Genomic DNA, 18308 nt, shown 5'->3' on the forward strand with positions numbered 1-18308 from the left:
AAGCTGGAAGCTGGAAGCTGGAAGCTGGAAGCTGGAAGCTGGAAGCTGGAAGCAAATCAAGGTTGGCGCATGATTGAGCAATGGCAAAGCTCTTGTCTGTATAGCCTGAGGCTACTGCCCAGCTTCCATGGATCGCGCTTCACCGATCCATGGAAGCCAAGGTGGATGTGAAAAGCGACATCCACCCTGCTGAGGCACCTGGCTTCCGGCTACCAGCCGCTTCTTAAAGCTTTATCCAGGTCGCTTTCAGCTCGGTGTACTTGTCGAAGGCATGCAGCGATTTGTCGCGGCCATTGCCGGATTGCTTGAAGCCGCCGAATGGCGCAGTCATGTCGCCACCATCGTACTGATTGACCCAGACACTGCCGGCACGCAGCGCCTTGGCGGTCAGGTGCGCCTTGGACAGGTCCGCGGTCCACACCGCCGCCGCGAGGCCATACGGTGTGTCGTTAGCGATAGCGACGGCTTCGGCGGCGGTATCGAAGGTGATCACTGAGAGCACCGGGCCGAAGATTTCCTCTTGGGCGATCTTCATCGCATTGCTCACGCCGTCGAAGATGGTCGGCTCGACGTACAGGCCGCCCGTGTCTTCCATGGTCCGCTGGCCGCCGATAAGCACCTGGGCGCCATCGTCGCGACCGGCTTGGATATAACCGAGTACGGTATCGAGCTGCTGGGTGTCGACCAGGGCGCCGACATTCGTGGCTGGGTCCAGCGGATTGCCTGGTTTCCAGCCCTTGAGCGCTTCGACCACCAGCGGCAGAAAGCGCTCCTTCACCGAGCTCTCCACCAGCAGACGCGATCCGGCTGTGCAGACTTCCCCTTGGTTGAAGGCGATGGCACCAGCGGCAGACTGGGCGGCGGCCTCGAGATCGGGCGCATCGGCGAAAACGATGTTTGGGCTCTTGCCGCCCGCTTCCAGCCAGACGCGTTTCATATTCGATTCGCCGGCATAGATCATCAATTGCTTGGCGACCCGCGTGGAACCGGTGAAGACCAGCGTATCGACATCCATATGCAGCGCCAGCGCCTTGCCCACGGTGTGTCCATAACCCGGTAAAACATTGAGCACGCCCGCCGGGATCCCCGCCTCGATGGCTAGCTGCGCCACGTGGATCGCGGTCAAAGGCGACTTCTCGGACGGTTTGAGTACAACGGAATTACCGGTGGATAGCGCCGGGCCAAGCTTCCAGCAGGCCATCATCAATGGGAAATTCCACGGCACGATGGCCGCCACCACACCGACCGGCTCGCGGGTGACCAGGCCCAACTGGTCATGCGGGGTCGCCGCCACTTCATCGTAAATCTTGTCGATCGCCTCGCCCGACCAGCGCAGCGCCCGCGCTGCGCCGGGAATATCCACACCCAAGGCATCGCTGATTGGCTTGCCCATATCGAGGGTTTCCAGCAACGCCAGCTCCTCGGCATTGGCTTCGAGCAGACCGGCAAAGCGAATCATCACCGCCTTGCGCTTGGCCGGCGCCAAACGCGACCAGACGCCGGATTCGAACGCCGTGCGCGCGCTGATCACCGCGCGGTCGGCATCGGCGGCGTCACAACTGGCGACCTGAGCCAGCACCCGGCCATCCACCGGGCTGATGCAGTCGAAACGGTTACTGGCACTGGATGCGGTGTATTCGCCCTGGATGAAAGCCCGTCCTTCGATGCGCAGGTCGCGGGCACGCTGTTGCCAGTCGGCGAGTGTCAGGGTGGTCATGAGGTGTCCTCTGGAATCATCAAATAATCAGAAAGGCACCCTAAACCAGCGGCGCCAGACGTATCAATATTTTTTACGAAGGCGCGGTTTTCGCCTTGTTTTGTTCGTTTTATAAAACATAGACTCAAGAGAGCCGCGATGCGAGCGGCTTGTGTCTTAGAGCATAGTCATCGAACCCAAGAACCTCCCGGAGCGAGCCATGGCCAACGATCCCGCCGCGTCTGCCGAACATTTCTGGATGCCCTTCACCGCTAACCGTCAGTTCAAAGGTAGCCCACGTCTGCTGGAAAGAGCCGAAGGCATGTATTACACGGACACGGACGGGCGCCAGGTAATCGATGGCACGGCGGGACTCTGGTGCTGCAACGTCGGGCACGGCCGCCGGGAGATCACCGAAGCGGTGAGCAGGCAGATCGCCAGGATGGACTTCGCTCCGACCTTTCAGATGGGGCATCCGCTGCCGTTCGAACTGGCCGAGCGTCTTGCTCAGATCAGCCCGGCTGGGCTCAATCGAGTGTTCTTCACCAATTCCGGTTCCGAATCGGCTGATACTGCATTGAAGATTGCATTGGCGTATCAACGAGCGATCGGTCAAGGCAGCCGCACCCGCTTGATCGGTCGCGAACTGGCCTACCACGGCGTCGGCTTCGGTGGCATTTCGGTCGGCGGTATGGCCAACAACCGCAGGGCTTTCGGCGCGCTGCTACCAGGCGTCGATCATCTGCCGCACACCCTTGACCTGCAGCGCAACGCCTTTAGCAGGGGCCTGCCGCAGCATGGCGTGGAAAAGGCCGAAGAGCTGGAGCGGCTGATCACTCTGCACGGCGCTGAAAATATCGCGGCGGTGATCGTCGAGCCGATGTCCGGGTCGGCCGGGGTGATTCTTCCGCCGCAGGGCTATCTGCAGCGCCTGCGCGAGATCACCGCCAAACACGGCATTCTGCTGATCTTCGATGAAGTGATCACCGGCTTCGGACGGGTCGGTGAGGCATTTGCCGCACAACGCTGGGGCGTTACGCCGGATATCCTCACCTGCGCCAAGGGCCTGACCAACGGCGCGATTCCCATGGGCGCGGTGCTCGTCGACGAGAAGATTCATGACGCCTTTATGCACGGCCCGGAAAGCGCCATCGAGTTCTTCCACGGCTACACCTATTCAGGACACCCGGTGGCCTGCGCCGCCGCGCTGGCGACTCAGGAGATCTATCAGCGGGAGAACCTGTTCCAGAAAGCCATCGAGATCGAAGGATACTGGCAAGACGCGCTGTTCAGCCTGCAGGGCCTGCCGAACATTATCGACATCCGCACCGTTGGCCTGGTCGCCGGCATTCAGTTCGCCGCTCACGCCGATGGCGTCGGCAAGCGCGGCTATGAGGTATTCCGTCAATGCTTCGAGGATGGTCTGCTGGCCCGCGCCAGCGGCGACACCATTGCCCTTTCGCCCGCGTTGATCGTTGAACGCGAACACATCGACGCAATGATCGAGCGGCTCGCCGATGCGATCCGCAAGGCTGGCTGACAGAAAGATATATGCCTTGGCACGCCTGCGGCCTGCATTCGCCGCGGGGCGCGCCTCCCACTGAGCGGTTCGGTGCAGAGTTGGGCTCTGGCTTTTAGCTTTTGTGGGAGGCCCGGCCGGGGCGAAGCGTTTGGCGTTCCACAGCTTTAAAAAAGCTACACCAGAAACGAAAAAACCCGCCGATTGGCGGGTTTTTCCTTCAAGGGCCGATCAATTACTTGATCTTGGCTTCCTTGTACATCACGTGCTTGCGTACGACCGGATCGAATTTCTTGATTTCGAGCTTGTCGGGGGTGGTGCGCTTGTTCTTGTCGGTGGTGTAGAAATGGCCGGTACCGGCGCTAGACACCAAACGGATCAGGTCACGCATGATAGTTCTCCTTAAACCTTTTCGCCGCGAGCGCGGAGTTCAGCCAGAACGGCGTCGATGCCGCGCTTGTCGATAACGCGCATGCCCTTGGCGGTCAGACGCAGACGTACGAAGCGGTTCTCAGACTCGACCCAGAAGCGGTGATGCTGCAGGTTCGGCAGAAAACGACGACGGGTTTTGTTGTTCGCGTGGGAAATGTTGTTCCCGGTTACCGGACCCTTACCGGTAACTTGACAGACTCTCGACATGCCTCAGCCCTCTAAAACCACATGCCCAACCCGGCATGGGTTGGCCGCTTGAATTCACTAGTCATTTGGCGCTCAGCGCCGCGTTTCATTGGGGTCTTACCGGCTACGCAGCACGCGAAGAAACCGGGCCCCTAGAAAAGAGCGCTGCTTTATATCAGAAAGCCCCTTGAGCAACAAGCGCGAAGTGGCTTTCTTCGCCAGCTCCGCCTGCATGATCACGCCACAATCAGCGCGTACATAGGCTTGCAGCGAACTGCCGTTCGTCGTGCTGCGGTCAGATGGTTGGCCTCTTTACTATAGACGAAGCGAGCAGCGGCACCGGCGCCGTGTGCGCTATGCAGGTCGGCGCAGCAGTCTGTCTCGATCATCATATGAGGGACTATGAGAGTCGCTTCGGCGAATTCATGTTTTACTGTGCGAAATTTCGTGCCGTTATCAACACTATGCGCTAAGTTTTCAATACCAATGTGATGTGTTCACCTGCACGATCCGGCCGTGCCAAGGCCACACTGCCGACCAATGGGGCGATCTGCTATCGTTCGCCACCGCTGCCCACTACCAGACAGACCGATATCACCATGAGCGACATCGAAGACACCGAGAACCCCAAAGACCGCAAATTCGTCGAGGCCCTTTCCCGCGGCCTGGATGTGCTGCGCGCTTTTACCCACGGCTCGGTGGTGATGGGCAATCAGGACATCGCGCGGATCACCGGGCTGCCCAAACCCACCGTGTCGCGCATGACCTACACGCTGACCAAGCTCGGCTACCTCAGCTACTCGCAGCAATTGGAAAAATACCAGCTCGACTCCGGCGTGCTCGCGCTGGGCTACGCCTACGTTTCCAACCTGCGTGTGCGCCAGCTGGCCAAGCCCTACATGGATGAATTCGCCCGACGCACCAATACGACGGTCGGCCTGACCTGCCGCGACCGGCTGTCGATGATCTACATCGAGAACTGCCGTCCCGCCGAAGTTTCGACGCTGCGCATGGATGCCGGCGTGCGCCTGCCGCTGGCCACCACCTCGGCTGGCCGCGCCTTTCTAGCAGCCACGCCGGAAAAGGAGCGCGAACATCTGATGGCAGCGCTGGAAACCAAGTACGGCGATGACTGGCCAGCGATGAAGCAGTCGCTGGAGGAATCCTTCGAGGAATTCCGTCAGCACGGCTTCTGCCTGTCATTGGGCGATTGGGACCGCAACGTGAAAGCCGCTGGTGTCCCTCTGCACCTGGCCGACGGCAGCATCATGGCGCTGACGTGCGGCGCACCATCGTTCCAGCTCAGCGAGGAAACCTTGAAGGGATCCCTCGCACATCAGCTGGAAATGCTTGCTCGCGATATCGAGAGCCTCGGCGTCTGATCTAGACGCTACCACTAGGCTCTGACGCTGGCCCAAGCGATCTCGGCGAGCAGATCGCGGCAATCGGCCAGTTGCGTTCGCGAACGTCCGGCCAGCCAATTGCGCGCCATGTCGTGACAAGGACCGATCACCACGGCGAGAAAGCAATCACCCGGCATCCGTCGAAAGGCCCCGCTCTCACGGTGGCGACGCAGGATCGCCCCGACCCGCTCGCCGTGAGCATGATTGACCTCACGCAACTGTTCGCCCATCTCCCCCGCTTCGACCCGCCCACGGTTGTGCAGGACGAAGCGTGCCCAATCCGGATTCGCGACGACCCAGTCGATGTAGCTGGTGACGAACAGCCTGACGCAGGCTTCGGCGTCCAGCGTCTCGATCAGCCCGGCCTCAAGCAGCGCGGCATATTCACCGATGCCCTCCAGATACAGCGCGGCGATGATTCGCTCGCGGTTGCCAAAATGGTGATATAGGCTGCCGATGCTGGCGCCAGAGCGATCACGAATCATCTCAATGGTGGTCGCCTCCACCCCCAACTCGGTGAAACAGCCAAGCGCGGCCTGAAGAATTTCCTGCTTGCGGCTACTACGGGCCATCCGGCCTCCGACTAGAATAATTTTCTAGAATTAATTTCTACCGCTCGTATACTGCCCCGATCCAGGCATCATAAAAAGACCGGAGAACAGGCATGGCGACGATACAGGCTGAAGCGTTAACGATCGACAACGGCAATGGCCATCTACTGTCCAGCTGCTGGTATCGCCCTGCCGGTATGCCACGCGGCGCAGTGCTGATCGCACCGGCGATGGGCGTCAAGCAGCGCTTCTATGCCGACTTCGCCAGCTGGCTCGCCGAGCAGGGCTTTCTGGTCGTGACCTTCGACTATCTCGGCATGGGCCAGTCCCGCTAGGTATCCCTGCGTCAGCTCAAGGTGGACGTCCTCGACTGGGCCCGCCACGACTGCAGTGCCGTGCTGGCAAAGGTTGCGGAAGCGGCTGGGGAATTGCCGCTCTACTGGATCGGGCACAGCGTCGGCGCGCAGATTTTGCCCCTGGTTAAAGATCATGAGCGGCTCGCCCGCATCGTGACCATCGCCGCAGGAAGCGGCTACTGGCGCGAAAACAGTCCGCAGATTCGCCGCCAGGCATGGTTGCTCTGGCACGGTTTGGCCCCGCTGCTCACATCTCTTTTCGGCTATTTCCCCGGTGGGCGTATCGGCGCGGTCGGTGATCTGCCCGCCGGGGTCATCCGTCAGTGGCGCCGCTGGTGCCTGCATCCCGAGTATCTGGTCGGTGTAGAAGGCGAGTCGATGCAACGCGCTTTCGCATCCGTGCAGACGCCGATGACGTCCCTATCATTCACCGACGACGAGATGATGTCGGCGCGTAACACCGAATCACTGCATGGCTTCTACACTGGCGCACCAAAAGTCATGCACCGCATCGCTCCGAGCGAAATCGGTGCGGATCGTATCGGCCACTTCGGCTTCTTCCGCCGAGCCTTCGCGCCTACGCTCTGGACGCACTGGTTGCTCCCGGAGCTGGAGCAGGGCCACCAGGGTCAGGCTGCCGCGCAGGCAGCGGCAACATAGCTTTTCGTCGCCGGCGACATATGTGGACCGCAACCCCGCCTGAGTCACGTCTGCAATCGTAGGGTGGATCACGCTCTACCGATCCACCGCAACGCGGCGCCGATCAGCCGCGTGGATGTAAAAAGCGACATCCACGCTACCGAGCGCAACCCCTTCCCAACATCCAGCACAGACAAAAAACCCGCTCCTGAGAGCGGGTTCTGTTGTCACGCGATCTCAGGCGATCACGCCACCTGCATCAACTTCGCATAGGCCTTCAGATGATGATCATCGTCACCGAACTGGTGGGCGATCATCACCAGGCGCTTGGCGTGGTGGGCGAGGTTGTATTCCCAAGTCATGCCGATGCCGCCGTGCAGCTGGATCGCCTCTTCGGCGACCTTGCGCGCGGCGCGGGCGCAGATGTATTTGGCGGCGGCGATGATGCGGCGGCGGTCGTCGTTGTCTTCGCCGTCGGCAAAGGTCGCGGCGAGAATCGCCATGCTGGTGGCCTGTTCCAGCTCGGTCTGCATATCCACCATACGGTGCTGCAAAACCTGGAACTTGCCGATCGGCACGCCGAACTGCTTGCGCGTCTTCAGGTAGTCGAGGGTCAGCTTGCAGGCTTCGTCCATGCTGCCCAGCGCGTCTGCACACTGCGCGGCGATGGCGCGGCCCTGCTGGTAGCGCAGCGCCGGAAGCGCATTATCGACTTCACCGAGCACAGCATCCGCACCCACCTGCACATTATCGAGGAACAGCTCGCAGCCCTTGCGCCCGTCGATGGTCGGGTAGACGCGGCGGGTGACGCCTTCAGCGCTCGGATCGACAAGAAACAGGCTGATGCCGGCCTCGTCGCGGCTGTCACCGGCAGTACGCGCGGAGACGATGATCTGCCCGGCGCTGTGGCCGCCGATCACCACCGCCTTGCGTCCGGATAAGCGATAGCCGCCGTCGACCGCCTCGGCTTTGGTCTGCACGTCGTTGAGGTTGTAGTGGCTCTGCGGTTCTTCGAAAGCGACCGCCAATTGCAGCGAGCCAGCTGCCACCTGGGCCAGCAGGTCGTCTTTCTGCTTGTCGCTGCCCAGCTGGTTGAGCAAGCCGCCGCCGTAGATGACCGATTGCAGGTACGGCTCGAGCGTCAGGCCACGGCCCAGCTCGGTCATCACCAGCATGGTTTCCACGCCGCCACCGCCAAAGCCGCCGATCTCTTCTGCGAACGGCACGGCAGTCAGACCCAGCTCGCCCAGCTGGGACCAGAACTCGGACGAAAAGCCCAGTTCCGACTCGCTGAATTTCTCGCGCTGCTCGAATGGGTAAGCGTCGCGCACCAGACGCGCCGCGGTGTCTTGCAGCATTTGCTGCTCTTCAGTCAGTTTGAAGTCCATTGCGGTGCCCCCTTACAGCTCGAGAATCATCTTCGAGACGATGTTCTTCTGGATTTCGTTGGAGCCGCCGAAGATCGACAGCTTGCGCATGTTGAAGTAGTCGCCGGCCAGCGCCGCGCTGTAGTCGGCGTGCAGCAGCTCGCCTTCGTAGTCCAGCTGCAACTCTTCATCGAGGAACGGCAACGCATAAGGGCCGATGACCTTGCGCAACAGGCTGGTGATGGCCTGGCGAATCTCGGTGCCCTTAACCTTGAGGATCGAAGACTCGGCGCCGGGCACGCCACCCTCCTTCGCCGCCGCCAGAATACGCAGGGTGCTCATCTCGATGGCCATCAGCTGCATCTCGACCTCGGCCACCTGAGCGCGGAACAGTGGATCCTCGAGCATCGGCTTGCCGTCGCAGACTTCCTTCATGGCGATGCGCTTGAGGTGCGCCAGGGCCGCCTTCGAAGCGCCGATGCCGGCCAGGCCGGTGCGCTCGTGGGTGAGCAGGTACTTGGCGCAGGTCCAGCCCTGGTTTTCCTCGCCGACGAGGTTTTCCACCGGCACGCGGACATTGTCGAAGAAGACTTCGTTGACCTCGTGATCGCCGTCCAGGGTGATGATCGGCCGCACGCTGATACCCGGCGTGCTCATGTCGATCAACAGGAAGCTGATGCCGCGCTGTTGCTGAGCTTCAGGGTCGGTGCGCACCAGGCAGAAGATCATATTGGCGTGCTGACCGAGGGTGGTCCAGGTCTTCTGACCGTTGACCACATAGTGGTCGCCGTCGCGCACGGCGCGGGTCTTGAGGCTGGCAAGGTCGGAACCTGCACCCGGTTCTGAGTAGCCCTGACACCACCAATCCTCGCCGGACAGGATGCGCGGCAGATAATGATCCTTCTGCTGCTGGCTGCCGAACTTGATGATCACCGGGGCGACCATGTTGACGCCGAACGGCACGGTACGCGGCGCACCGAAGGCGGCGCATTCCTCGTCAAAGATGTGCTTCTCGACCGGGCCCCAGGTGGTCCCGCCCAGCTCCACCGGCCAGCCCGGCGCGTACCAGCCGCGCTTGACCAGAACCTGCTGCCAGCGCTGGTGGTCTTCCTTGGACAGGTGCTTGCCGAGCTTGGTCTTGGCGGCGATGTCCGCCGGCAATTCATGGGTGAGGAAGGCGCGCACTTCATCGCGGAAGGCGAGCTCTTCGGCCGTGTAGTTGACGTTCATGGATGGGTCCTCGATATCCGATCGGCAGAGGGCAGGCGGGCGGCGCTCATTGCCCGGCCTGCCATTCTGTGAAGGTGTGGCCTTCGGCGGCCAGTTTTTCCAACAGCGGCGCTGGCTTCCACCAGTCGCCGCAGCGCGCGTGCAGTTCCTTGACCCGCGCCAGCACGGTGTCCAGGCCAACGCTGTCGGCGTAAAACATCGGCCCGCCACGGAAAGCCGGGAAGCCGTAACCGTTGAGGTAGATCACGTCGATGTCGCTGGAGCGCTGGGCAATGCCCTCTTCGAGGATCTTCGCGCCCTCATTGACCAGCGCAAAGATCGTCCGCTCGACGATGTATTGCTCGTCCAGCTCACGGCGCTCGATGCCTTTTTCCTGCGAGGCTGCTTCGAGCATAGACGCCAGCTTTGGGTTCTCCAGCGGCGTGCGGTTGCCCGGCTCGTAGCGGTAGTAGCCAGCGCCGGTCTTCTGCCCGAGCATGCCGACTGCGCAGAGCTTGTCCGAAACGGTGGGAAAATCGCGATCAGCCGGCAGGTCGGCACGCTGGCGCTTGCGGATCGCCTGGCCGATGTCGAGGCCCGACAGATCGCGCATCGCAAAGGGTCCCATGGCCATGCCGAAGTTGCGCAGCGCGCCGTCGACCTGCTGCGGCGTGGCGCCCTCTTCCAGCAGAAATTCCGCCTCGCGGCCGTACTGAAAGACCATGCGGTTGCCGACGAAACCGTCGCAGACGCCGACCACCACCGAGACCTTCTTCAGTTGCTTGCCGATGGCCATGGCGGTGGCGAGCACTTCATCGCTGGTCTTCTCGCCACGTACTACTTCCAGCAGCCGCATGACGTTGGCCGGGCTGAAGAAATGCAGGCCGACGACGTCTTCCGGTCGCTTGGTAAAGGCGGCGATGGCATTCAGGTCCAGCGAAGAAGTGTTAGAGGCGAGAATGGCGCCAGGCTTGCACACCGCATCCAGTTGCTCGAAGACTTGCTGCTTGACGCCCATCTCCTCGAATACCGCTTCGACCACCACGTCGACGTCCGCCAGCGCAGCGTATTCGGTGACACCTTCGACCAGCTCCAGGCGCTTTTCCATGGCATCGATGGTCAGGCTGCCGCGCTTGACGCTGGCGGCGTAAGTATCGCGGGCGCGCTGCAAGCCGCGCTGCAGCGCTTCGTCATTGATTTCCAAAAGCTTCACCGGCACACCGGCATTGGCAAAGCTCAGGGCGATACCGACACCCATGGTGCCGCCGCCAATAACTGCGGCACTCTTGATAGCGCGGGGTTTCACCTCGGCCGGCAGATCGTTGATCTTGCTCGCCTGGCGCTCGGAGAAGAAGGAATGGATCAGCGCACCGCGCTGCGGTGAGTTCAAGCACTCGACAAACAGTTCACGTTCACGCTTGAGGCCCTCGGCCAGCGGCAACCTGGTCGCCATCTCGACAGCGGCCACGCAGCGCAGCGGCGAGAACAGGCCAGGCATACGATTATGAACTTCGGCGTGCTTGGCGGCGATCAACGCTTCGTTGTCGGCATTTTCCAGACCGATGGTCTGCTCGCCACTGCGGCGAACGCTGCGGCCTTCCTCGATTATGCGACGCGCATAAGCCAAGCCGGCTTCGGTTACATCACCCTCGAACAGCTCGTCGACAATATGGTTCTCTACCGCATCAGCTGCGCTGATTGGCGTACCACTGACGATCATCTCCAGCGCCTTCGCCACGCCAGCCAGACGCGGGAGGCGCTGAGTGCCGCCAGCACCGGGCAGCAGGCCAAGTTTCACCTCCGGCAAGCCCACCTTGGCGTCCGGGCGGGCGATGCGGTAGTGGCAGCCGAGGGCAACCTCCAATCCGCCGCCCAGCGCGGTGCCGTGGATGACCGCAACGCTTGGCTTGTTGCACGCCTCGATGACGTCGATTACCTCCGGCAAACTCGGCGCTTGTGGCGGCTTGCCGAACTCCTTGATATCAGCACCCGCGTGAAAGGTGCTCCCTTCGCAGACCAGCACGACGACGCGTACCTGCGGGTCCGCTTCGGCGTTTTGAAAAGCCTGCAGCAGGCCCTGGCGCACGGCATGACCAAGCGCATTGACCGGTGGGTTGTTGACCGTGATCAGAGCGATCTCGCCCTGATGTTCGAGCCGTACGACGTCCGTCATGACAGGCCTCCGCTTGTGAAGATGATGATTGGATTTGTTATTTCACGGAATCATGTTTCGCACAGCAGAATAGTTGAGTCATTTCTGTATGTCGAGTGGACGGCCATAATCATCTCGACTGCCAAGCCATAACGCCACCCGAGCGCACCGGGCTCGCTTTTCGCCTATTTTCGCGCCTGATCGAAGCGTCGGGCGGTGCTGCCAGGTCGATGCGACCGGCAGACGACACCAAGCACCCTAGTTGGCTCAGCGACGGTAGGGTGGTTCATTGGCGAACGGGATACCTGGCCATAAACAAAAAGGAGCCAGCCCCAAACAGGAACTGGCTCCTCGTGGTCCCGCGCGGCTTACAGCCCCAGGCAGAGATATTTGATCTCCAGATAATCCTCGATGCCGTACTTGGAGCCTTCACGACCCAGACCAGACGACTTCACGCCGCCGAACGGCGCCACTTCAGTAGAAATCATCCCCGTATTGACCCCGACCATCCCCGACTCCAGCGCCTCGGCGACACGAAACACCCGGCCCAGATCGCGCGCATAGAAATACGCCGCCAGACCGAACTCGGTGTCGTTGGCCAAGGCGATGCCTTCGGCCTCATCCTTGAAGCGGAACAACGGTGCCAGCGGGCCGAAGGTTTCTTCTTTGGCGACCTTGGCGCTGTGCGGCACGTTGATCATCAGAGTTGGCTCGAAGTAACTGCCGCCGAGCTCATGCGCCTTGCCACCGGTCACCACCTGAGCGCCATTGGCGACGGCATCCTCGATGTGCTCCTTGACCTTCGCCGCGGCGCGGTCATCGATCAGTGGGCCAATGTCGACACCCTCATCGAGGCCGTTGCCAATCTTCAGCTTCTCCACCGCCGCCTGGAATTTTTTGGCGAAGGCGTCGTACACGCCATCTTGCACGTAGATACGGTTGACGCAGACGCAGGTCTGGCCCGCGTTGCGGTACTTGGACTGCATGGCGCCTTTGACGGCTTCATCCAGATCAGCGTCATCGAAAACGATGAACGGCGCGTTGCCGCCCAGCTCCAGCGAGACCTTTTTGATTCCCGGCGCGCACTGCGCCATCAGCTTGGCGCCGACCTCGGTGGAACCAGTGAAGCTGATCTTGCGCACGGTGGGGTTGGCGGTCAGTTCGTTGCCGATGTCGCCGGCGGAACCGGTGACCACACTGAACACACCCTTAGGAATGCCGGCACGCTCGGCCAGCTCGGCCAGCGCCAGCGCGGAGAATGGCGTCTGGCTGGCGGGTTTGACCACCATGGTGCAACCCGCAGCAAGCGCAGGACCTACCTTGCGAGTGATCATCGCCGCCGGGAAATTCCACGGCGTGATAGCCGCGGTAACGCCAATCGGCTGCTTGATCACGATGATGCGCTTGTCTTTCTGATGACCCGGAATAGTGTCGCCATAGACGCGCTTGGCCTCCTCGGCGAACCACTCGATAAAGGAGGCGGCATAGGTGATCTCGCCCTTGGATTCCGCCAACGGTTTGCCCTGCTCCAGGGTCATCAGTCGGCCCAGATCGTCCTGGTTTTCCATCATCAGCTCGAACCAACGACGCAGCTTCTGCGAACGCTCCTTGGCAGTCAGGTCGCGCCAAGCTGGCAGCGCGCGCTCGGCCGCTTCGATCGCGCGACGGGTTTCGGCGGCGCCCATTTTTGGCACGGTGCCCAGAATTTCGTTGCTGGCCGGGTTGTTGACCTTGATGGTCTGGCCGCTGTCCGCGTCCTGCCAGGCTCCGTCGATATAGGCCTGCTGGCGGAACAGCTTGGTGTCTTTGAGTTGCATGGCAGTCTCCTGAGGCCGGCGGGGCGCCGGGTATGGACTAAGGCCGTCTGGCCAATATGGGGCGATTGGCAGTGGAACCGCCTGACCTATGTCTGAACGAGGGACAGGCTCTGGGTTCCTACCGCCTAAAACTGTTTGAAATCTCGAACGAATGCTAGGCCTAACGCCAGACAGCAGGCAACATCATGTTCGGAAAAATTAACGCGCTATAGCCCAGCCTGATGACCAATCGAATCGTCGCCGCGCGCCCTGATTCGCCCGCCTGGCAGCCGCCGAACCGCCATGGACGACCGCGGAGGACATGCGTATGATTGCCCCCCGCAACGCACCAGTAGCTCAGCTGGATAGAGTACTGCCCTCCGAAGGCAGGGGTCGTGGGTTCGAATCCCGCCTGGTGCGCCATAGAAATCAATCTGTTACGCAGCTTCATCCCGGCATCTGCCGATACGGTGACAGCAGCGTGACAGCAGCAGTACCGAAAAGGCCTCTCTTGAAAAACAAGAGAGGCCTTTTGCGTTAAGACGAATGAGCGGTTTCATAACCCACGAATGCGTCGTAGAGTCGCTCGACAGGATTTGAAATTTTCAGCCCTTTCACAACCGTCCGTGGAAGTGGGGTAGAACCCAACATCACGTGAAGCTAAGCAGCGCTTTACAGCCCCGGAGGGACTTCCATAGGATAATAAGATTTACTTAGGTGGATCAGTGCCTTACGCTGAGTTTCGACGCCATCTTGGTAAGACAGGGATGACCATCAATGACTTCGCTGCGTAGCACCTGTGTATTCGGTCCGCGTCTGCGGCTCGGTTCCGTGCACCTACGCCATCATCGCAATCCTTCTCGGCGAGGCCGCTGACCGTGGCGTCAATAGTGCCCAGCTTTTGGGGAGTTCCGGTGTTATCTCTCACGAGGATTCAACCCGAAGCGATATCTATCAACTTCTCATGCCTCTTGGCACCATCGAGGTCGGTAAATGAGCACAAGAATCGGCCTGGTGCTGGCGGCAGTCACGGAGCTGCTGAGCTTCATCAGGTCGAGGAGCTGCTGTGAGCACTCACATCGATCGTCTTGTCGACACGCTCGGTTACTCCGGCGATAAGGGACTACTTCAGGGGCCGTCAGATTTCTCCCGAGCGGTTGGTTGTGCTCATGCGTTGCACGCCGCCGCGGATGCGATCAAATTGCAAGCCTGTTTCGGTGCATGGGAGCCTGGGTTTGGTGATCGGGTCACCGGCCGATTCGTCCCCATTGTCTACCTCGCCCACGCCAATAACGTTGAGGAAGCACGGCGATACCATCGGTGGGTATGGAGCCAGGGTCTCGTACCGTGGCTCATCATCGCGGTTCAAGAGCGCCTCATTATCTGCCCTGGCTTTGATTTTGCCTCTGAAGGCGATTGGGAAAGACTCGTAGTTTTTGTCGACTCCGATGATCTGAAAAAGGTGGATGCAGGCTCCGCCCTCAAAGATTTTGCTGCGGTGCGCCTGCGATCATCGCTGCAGTGGCGAGATTTCAGACTGCAGTCGGCAGGCACGGTGGACAAGCGCCTGCTGCGCGCCTTGGAGCACCTTCATAAACGCTTAGCCTCCGTGATCACGGGCAGCGAGCTTCCCGCAGCGATCGTCAACCGGCTAATCGGGCGAGTCCTCTATACGTTCCTCCTACTGGATCGAGGGGTTGTGCCTAGCGTATGGGCGCAAGGGCTGCTCGTAGACGACGGCTCGTTGCATGTCATCCGACCGGCAATTGCTCTTGCCCAATTTTGGGCGCTGCAGGATCGGATCGACGACATTTTCAACGGCGCGGTCTTCGTGTTGGACGCGAATCAACGGCTCAAGATCCGGCAAGAGCATCTAGATCTGGCGATCGATTACCTGCGTGGAGGCACAACGCTGCACAAAGGAGGTGAGCAGACTGAGCTCTTCGAAATTGACCTAACGGCGATCCAGATCGAGACACTCTCGGCGGTTTACGAGGAGTTTCTGAGGAGCGAGAGTCCCACTAGCGTGCGCAACGACGGTGTCGTCTACACACCACCGTTTCTCGTGGACTTCGTCGTCAATCGACTTGACGATGAGCGTGAGTTCTCGAAGGACTCACGCGTTCTGGATCCCACTGCCGGATCCGGCGTCTTTCTTGTAGCTGCCTTCCGGCGGATCGTTGAGCGCGTTCTTGTCGAGCGTCGACTGCAACGCCTTCCCATGGAAGAATTGCGCCAGATCCTAGTGCAATGCATTTACGGAGTTGAGAAGGCTGCATCAGCAGCGGCAGTAGCTGCATTCAGCCTTTATCTAAATCTCCTTGAGTACGCGGATCCGGCCGAGTTGCAGGCCATCGTTACCGATAAGAGGCGGCGACCGAAGGTCTTCCCGCCTCTTATCGGTAAGAACATCTTGGTGGCAGACTTCTTCAGTGCACCGAGACATTTTGAAGAGATCAAGTTCACATGCGTGGCAGGCAACCCGCCTTGGAAGCCACTAGGGAGGGTCACAACCTTCACGGCCGACAGCGATGACCCGGTCGATGGCCAAGAAGCGTCTGAGCATATAACGTGGTTGAGCTTAAAGCGCTATCTGGAGTTTGACGGCGTGCTGGGCCTCGTCATGCCGTCAAAGTCGATTTCGAGCCCTTCCGCGAAGACATTCCTAACTGCGCTGGGGCAGACATTCCATGTTCGGGCCATCGTCAATCTGTCGCAGTGGCGCCGACATCTTTTCGAAAACGCGGAGCAGCCTGCTGCTTTGCTGTTCGTCTCTGCGCGTGCAGTTACACATGCCAGCCGGACTGCATTCTATTCGCCTGCTTTGTGGACTCAACCTTTCACGCCCAAGGCGATGTGGACGCTGGCGATCGACTGCTCCGACGTGCAATGGATGCCCAGCGTCCTCGTCTTTCGTGATCGGGGGCAGATCTTCGATGCTTACGCTCTTCGCCCATTGGATCGCGCCGCAAAGAACAGGCTACGCCAAGCCGTGTCACAAGGCACAGCGACCACATTCGGTGAATTGCTGGTGCAGTTGGGACTGGTGTCCGCGGGAGGCAGTACGCCGGCAAGAACTCTTTTGTGCGCCGACGAGATTTGCAGCATCAACGACTTCGCCAAGTACAGTGAAGGATTCACAACGCTAGCGGGCCATCCCAAGCAATTGTCTGAACAGAGGCTCAAAGCCTGCAGCGCACAACATCGCCAAAAGTTTCAGGGCGAGCGGCTGCTGGTCTCGCGAAGCCTGGCCCAGGCCTTGGAGGTCGGATTTCCTCTAGCAGTCAACTCATCAATGAACGTGATCTACTGGAAAGACAACCCGACCCATTTGACGCTCACTGAGCGCGCCACTGTGCTGTCCAAACTGGGTCGCTTCCTGATGAGCGACTTCGCACGTTTTCAATTCGCATTGTTCGGACAACTTTGGCAGGTGGATCGCACTCGCGTTGAGAGGCGCGACTTGGACGAGATTGCGGTGCCTCAACCGGAATACTTCCTGCAACCTGATGATGCCGCTGACACGCAGGACCTTATGGAGGCAATGCAAGTCCAGGACGTCGCAGCTGCCATGCAGGACTACCTTGACATGCGTCTTCAATTCGAAAATGGCCTCACGCCTGTCAATGCAAACAAACGTATTCACAAGGTACCTGACGACTACTTGGCGGTGTTGAGTGCCTCCTTGCACGGTAGCTTTGGCACGCTTTTCCTACGCTGTAGTTCGAGTTGCATTAGCGACTCTTCAGCTCGAGTCGTAATTGACATGACCGAGCCGCTGCCGAAGCCGCCAGCGGCCCACTTGACCGCGTTTCAGTTCCACGACTCAGCGCGTGTCATGTGGACTGAAGGTGGGCGACAAATACAAGTCGACAAGCCAGCTGGACTCCTCAACTTTTCTCTTGACCGTGCGTATGGCGATGCACTGCGAGTTGCGAACCTTCTATTGGCTGCTCAATGACCCTCCCCGAAAACTTCTCAGAGAAGCTTCATCGCTCCCTGATTGATGCGGGCTTTAATCCGTATCGCGCATCAGCGGTCGCAAGGTTCGTCACACAGTGCTACGACGTCCTTCTGTCAGCGCATCACGCCTTGGTGCAGCCCACTAGGTGGGGACAGTTCTGTGCCACACGCGGTGCTACAACCAAGAGAAAGCGGGCAACTGCAGCGCCAGCCAACATCTCCGAAACGGCCATTACAGCTCACCTCTCGATTGAAGCTCAGCGCTTGCTACAAGAGCGTGGGGGAGCTAAAACACTGGTGCCGGGAATCAGTATTGCTTTTGTTATTGCCGACCTCACTGCCCCCAGCGACATCGCTACTGGGTCGAGCTCCAAGCGTCCAGACCTTGTGTTCTTCCCCGCTAACCCAGCGCTGCAGCTCCAATTTGCTATGGAAGCCAAGATCATTCGTTTGGCAACTGACATCACAAACGATCTGCTTGGTGAGGCAGGCTTCGGATGCTTTGTCCGTGCAATGGACCCCTATGAGACCAATGGCGTCGTTGGCTTACTGGGTTACGTTGAGCCTGCACAGACCATTGCCATGGTGAACGAAACGAAAACTTGCATGAAAGCAGACGTGCGCTTCACAAAAGTGAGTTCACAAGACTTGATTGTGAACGCAACAGGCCCCAACCACCGACCTCATACTGTCGTTGGGTACATAGCCAGTGCTGGGCCAAAGGTGTGTATTGCCAACATGCTGGCGGTTGAGCTAACTACATAGTAGTCACTCCCAACTGCCAACTGGATCGGCTTCGTTCAGTAAACTTCGTGATGGACGACGGATGCCTGTCCTAAAGAGGGGGCATGGAGCGGCCCTGCTTGAGGAATGAAAAGCATAGTCATCACGAAAGACCGAATTCGCAGTAGAGCCTAGTCCCCAGTGAATCGCCCCTAGTTTCGTAGACACCTTCAAGCCTCATAATGAGGCCCGTTAGGAGGTGTGAACCGCCCCGCATTCTCCGGAGGCTCTTTGGTGTGAGTCATGCCGCTTGGGC

12 protein-coding genes, 1 tRNA gene and 1 pseudogene are annotated in these 18308 nt (G+C 59.9%); 6 read left to right on the plus strand and 8 right to left on the minus strand.

Going from position 1 to position 18308, the window contains the following annotated elements:
- Nucleotides 1-223 precede the first annotated feature (223 nt).
- Nucleotides 224-1717 carry an aldehyde dehydrogenase gene (locus AC2LD7_RS20380; RefSeq protein ID WP_484599471.1) on the minus strand — a complete coding sequence of 498 codons (1494 nt, stop codon included), beginning with the start codon at nucleotides 1715-1717 and terminating at the stop codon, nucleotides 224-226.
- A 199-nt stretch (nucleotides 1718-1916) separates the two neighbouring features.
- Here AC2LD7_RS20380 and aptA point away from each other — a divergent pair, with 199 nt between their 5' ends.
- Entirely contained in the window at nucleotides 1917-3236 is a 1320-nt protein-coding gene (aptA, locus tag AC2LD7_RS20385; protein WP_484599472.1) for an omega-aminotransferase AptA, read from the plus strand.
- Between the two features lie 214 nt (nucleotides 3237-3450).
- Here the strand turns inward: aptA and rpmG are convergent, their stop codons facing one another.
- Together rpmG and rpmB are read right to left on the minus strand one after the other, a co-directional pair.
- On the minus strand, nucleotides 3451-3606 hold the full coding sequence (gene rpmG, locus AC2LD7_RS20390; RefSeq protein ID WP_025243687.1) for a 50S ribosomal protein L33: 156 nt from the start codon (nucleotides 3604-3606) through the stop codon (nucleotides 3451-3453).
- An 11-nt stretch (nucleotides 3607-3617) separates the two neighbouring features.
- A complete protein-coding gene (rpmB, locus tag AC2LD7_RS20395) occupies nucleotides 3618-3854 on the minus strand; it encodes a 50S ribosomal protein L28 (protein WP_019339373.1) in 237 nt (78 codons plus the stop codon).
- A 578-nt stretch (nucleotides 3855-4432) separates the two neighbouring features.
- Between rpmB and AC2LD7_RS20400 the strand changes: the two genes are divergently transcribed.
- Nucleotides 4433-5215 carry an IclR family transcriptional regulator gene (locus AC2LD7_RS20400; RefSeq protein ID WP_484599473.1) on the plus strand — a complete coding sequence of 261 codons (783 nt, stop codon included), beginning with the start codon at nucleotides 4433-4435 and terminating at the stop codon, nucleotides 5213-5215.
- 14 nt (nucleotides 5216-5229) lie between these two features.
- Here the strand turns inward: AC2LD7_RS20400 and AC2LD7_RS20405 are convergent, their stop codons facing one another.
- Nucleotides 5230-5808 carry a TetR/AcrR family transcriptional regulator gene (locus AC2LD7_RS20405; RefSeq protein WP_484599474.1) on the minus strand — a complete coding sequence of 193 codons (579 nt, stop codon included), beginning with the start codon at nucleotides 5806-5808 and terminating at the stop codon, nucleotides 5230-5232.
- Between the two features lie 92 nt (nucleotides 5809-5900).
- Here AC2LD7_RS20405 and AC2LD7_RS20410 point away from each other — a divergent pair.
- Nucleotides 5901-6803, plus strand: a pseudogene (locus AC2LD7_RS20410) (alpha/beta hydrolase family protein).
- Between the two features lie 224 nt (nucleotides 6804-7027).
- Here the strand turns inward: AC2LD7_RS20410 and AC2LD7_RS20415 are convergent.
- The 4 genes from AC2LD7_RS20415 to gabD all read right to left on the minus strand — a co-directional run bounded on the left by AC2LD7_RS20415 (nucleotide 7028) and on the right by gabD (nucleotide 13327).
- Complete coding sequence (locus AC2LD7_RS20415; RefSeq protein WP_484599475.1) at nucleotides 7028-8170, minus strand: acyl-CoA dehydrogenase family protein; 1143 nt, start codon at nucleotides 8168-8170, stop codon at nucleotides 7028-7030.
- A gap of 12 nt (nucleotides 8171-8182) precedes the next feature.
- Nucleotides 8183-9379, minus strand: coding sequence for an acyl-CoA dehydrogenase family protein (locus AC2LD7_RS20420; RefSeq protein ID WP_484599476.1), 1197 nt, complete (start codon nucleotides 9377-9379; stop codon nucleotides 8183-8185).
- 46 nt (nucleotides 9380-9425) lie between these two features.
- A complete protein-coding gene (locus AC2LD7_RS20425) occupies nucleotides 9426-11531 on the minus strand; it encodes a 3-hydroxyacyl-CoA dehydrogenase NAD-binding domain-containing protein (RefSeq protein WP_484599477.1) in 2106 nt (701 codons plus the stop codon).
- Between the two features lie 347 nt (nucleotides 11532-11878).
- A complete protein-coding gene (gene gabD, locus AC2LD7_RS20430) occupies nucleotides 11879-13327 on the minus strand; it encodes an NADP-dependent succinate-semialdehyde dehydrogenase (protein ID WP_484599478.1) in 1449 nt (482 codons plus the stop codon).
- Between the two features lie 325 nt (nucleotides 13328-13652).
- Here gabD and AC2LD7_RS20435 point away from each other — a divergent pair.
- The 3 genes from AC2LD7_RS20435 to AC2LD7_RS20445 all read left to right on the plus strand — a co-directional run bounded on the left by AC2LD7_RS20435 (nucleotide 13653) and on the right by AC2LD7_RS20445 (nucleotide 18034).
- Nucleotides 13653-13729 (plus strand) — tRNA-Arg (locus AC2LD7_RS20435).
- Between the two features lie 643 nt (nucleotides 13730-14372).
- Nucleotides 14373-17267: an N-6 DNA methylase gene (locus AC2LD7_RS20440; protein ID WP_484599479.1), complete on the plus strand. Its 2895-nt coding sequence runs from the start codon at nucleotides 14373-14375 to the stop codon at nucleotides 17265-17267.
- Nucleotides 17264-18034 (plus strand): hypothetical protein, encoded by a 771-nt coding sequence (locus AC2LD7_RS20445; RefSeq protein WP_484599480.1) that lies wholly within the window; start codon nucleotides 17264-17266, stop codon nucleotides 18032-18034. Before AC2LD7_RS20440 ends, AC2LD7_RS20445 begins: the two co-directional genes overlap by 4 nt.
- Nucleotides 18035-18308 lie beyond the last annotated feature (274 nt).

Source organism: Stutzerimonas sp., assembly GCF_982611455.1.

Excerpts from the sequence above, each read along its gene's own strand:
- AC2LD7_RS20380 (WP_484599471.1), bottom strand. The coding sequence starts at position 1,717 with ATGACCACCCTGACACTCGCCGACTGGCAACAGCGTGCCCGCGACCTG.
- aptA (WP_484599472.1), top strand. The coding sequence starts at position 1,917 with ATGGCCAACGATCCCGCCGCGTCTGCCGAACATTTCTGGATGCCCTTC.
- rpmG (WP_025243687.1), bottom strand. The coding sequence starts at position 3,606 with ATGCGTGACCTGATCCGTTTGGTGTCTAGCGCCGGTACCGGCCATTTC.
- rpmB (WP_019339373.1), bottom strand. The coding sequence starts at position 3,854 with ATGTCGAGAGTCTGTCAAGTTACCGGTAAGGGTCCGGTAACCGGGAAC.
- AC2LD7_RS20400 (WP_484599473.1), top strand. The coding sequence starts at position 4,433 with ATGAGCGACATCGAAGACACCGAGAACCCCAAAGACCGCAAATTCGTC.
- AC2LD7_RS20405 (WP_484599474.1), bottom strand. The coding sequence starts at position 5,808 with ATGGCCCGTAGTAGCCGCAAGCAGGAAATTCTTCAGGCCGCGCTTGGC.
- AC2LD7_RS20415 (WP_484599475.1), bottom strand. The coding sequence starts at position 8,170 with ATGGACTTCAAACTGACTGAAGAGCAGCAAATGCTGCAAGACACCGCG.
- AC2LD7_RS20420 (WP_484599476.1), bottom strand. The coding sequence starts at position 9,379 with ATGAACGTCAACTACACGGCCGAAGAGCTCGCCTTCCGCGATGAAGTG.
- AC2LD7_RS20425 (WP_484599477.1), bottom strand. The coding sequence starts at position 11,531 with ATGACGGACGTCGTACGGCTCGAACATCAGGGCGAGATCGCTCTGATC.
- gabD (WP_484599478.1), bottom strand. The coding sequence starts at position 13,327 with ATGCAACTCAAAGACACCAAGCTGTTCCGCCAGCAGGCCTATATCGAC.
- AC2LD7_RS20445 (WP_484599480.1), top strand. The coding sequence starts at position 17,264 with ATGACCCTCCCCGAAAACTTCTCAGAGAAGCTTCATCGCTCCCTGATT.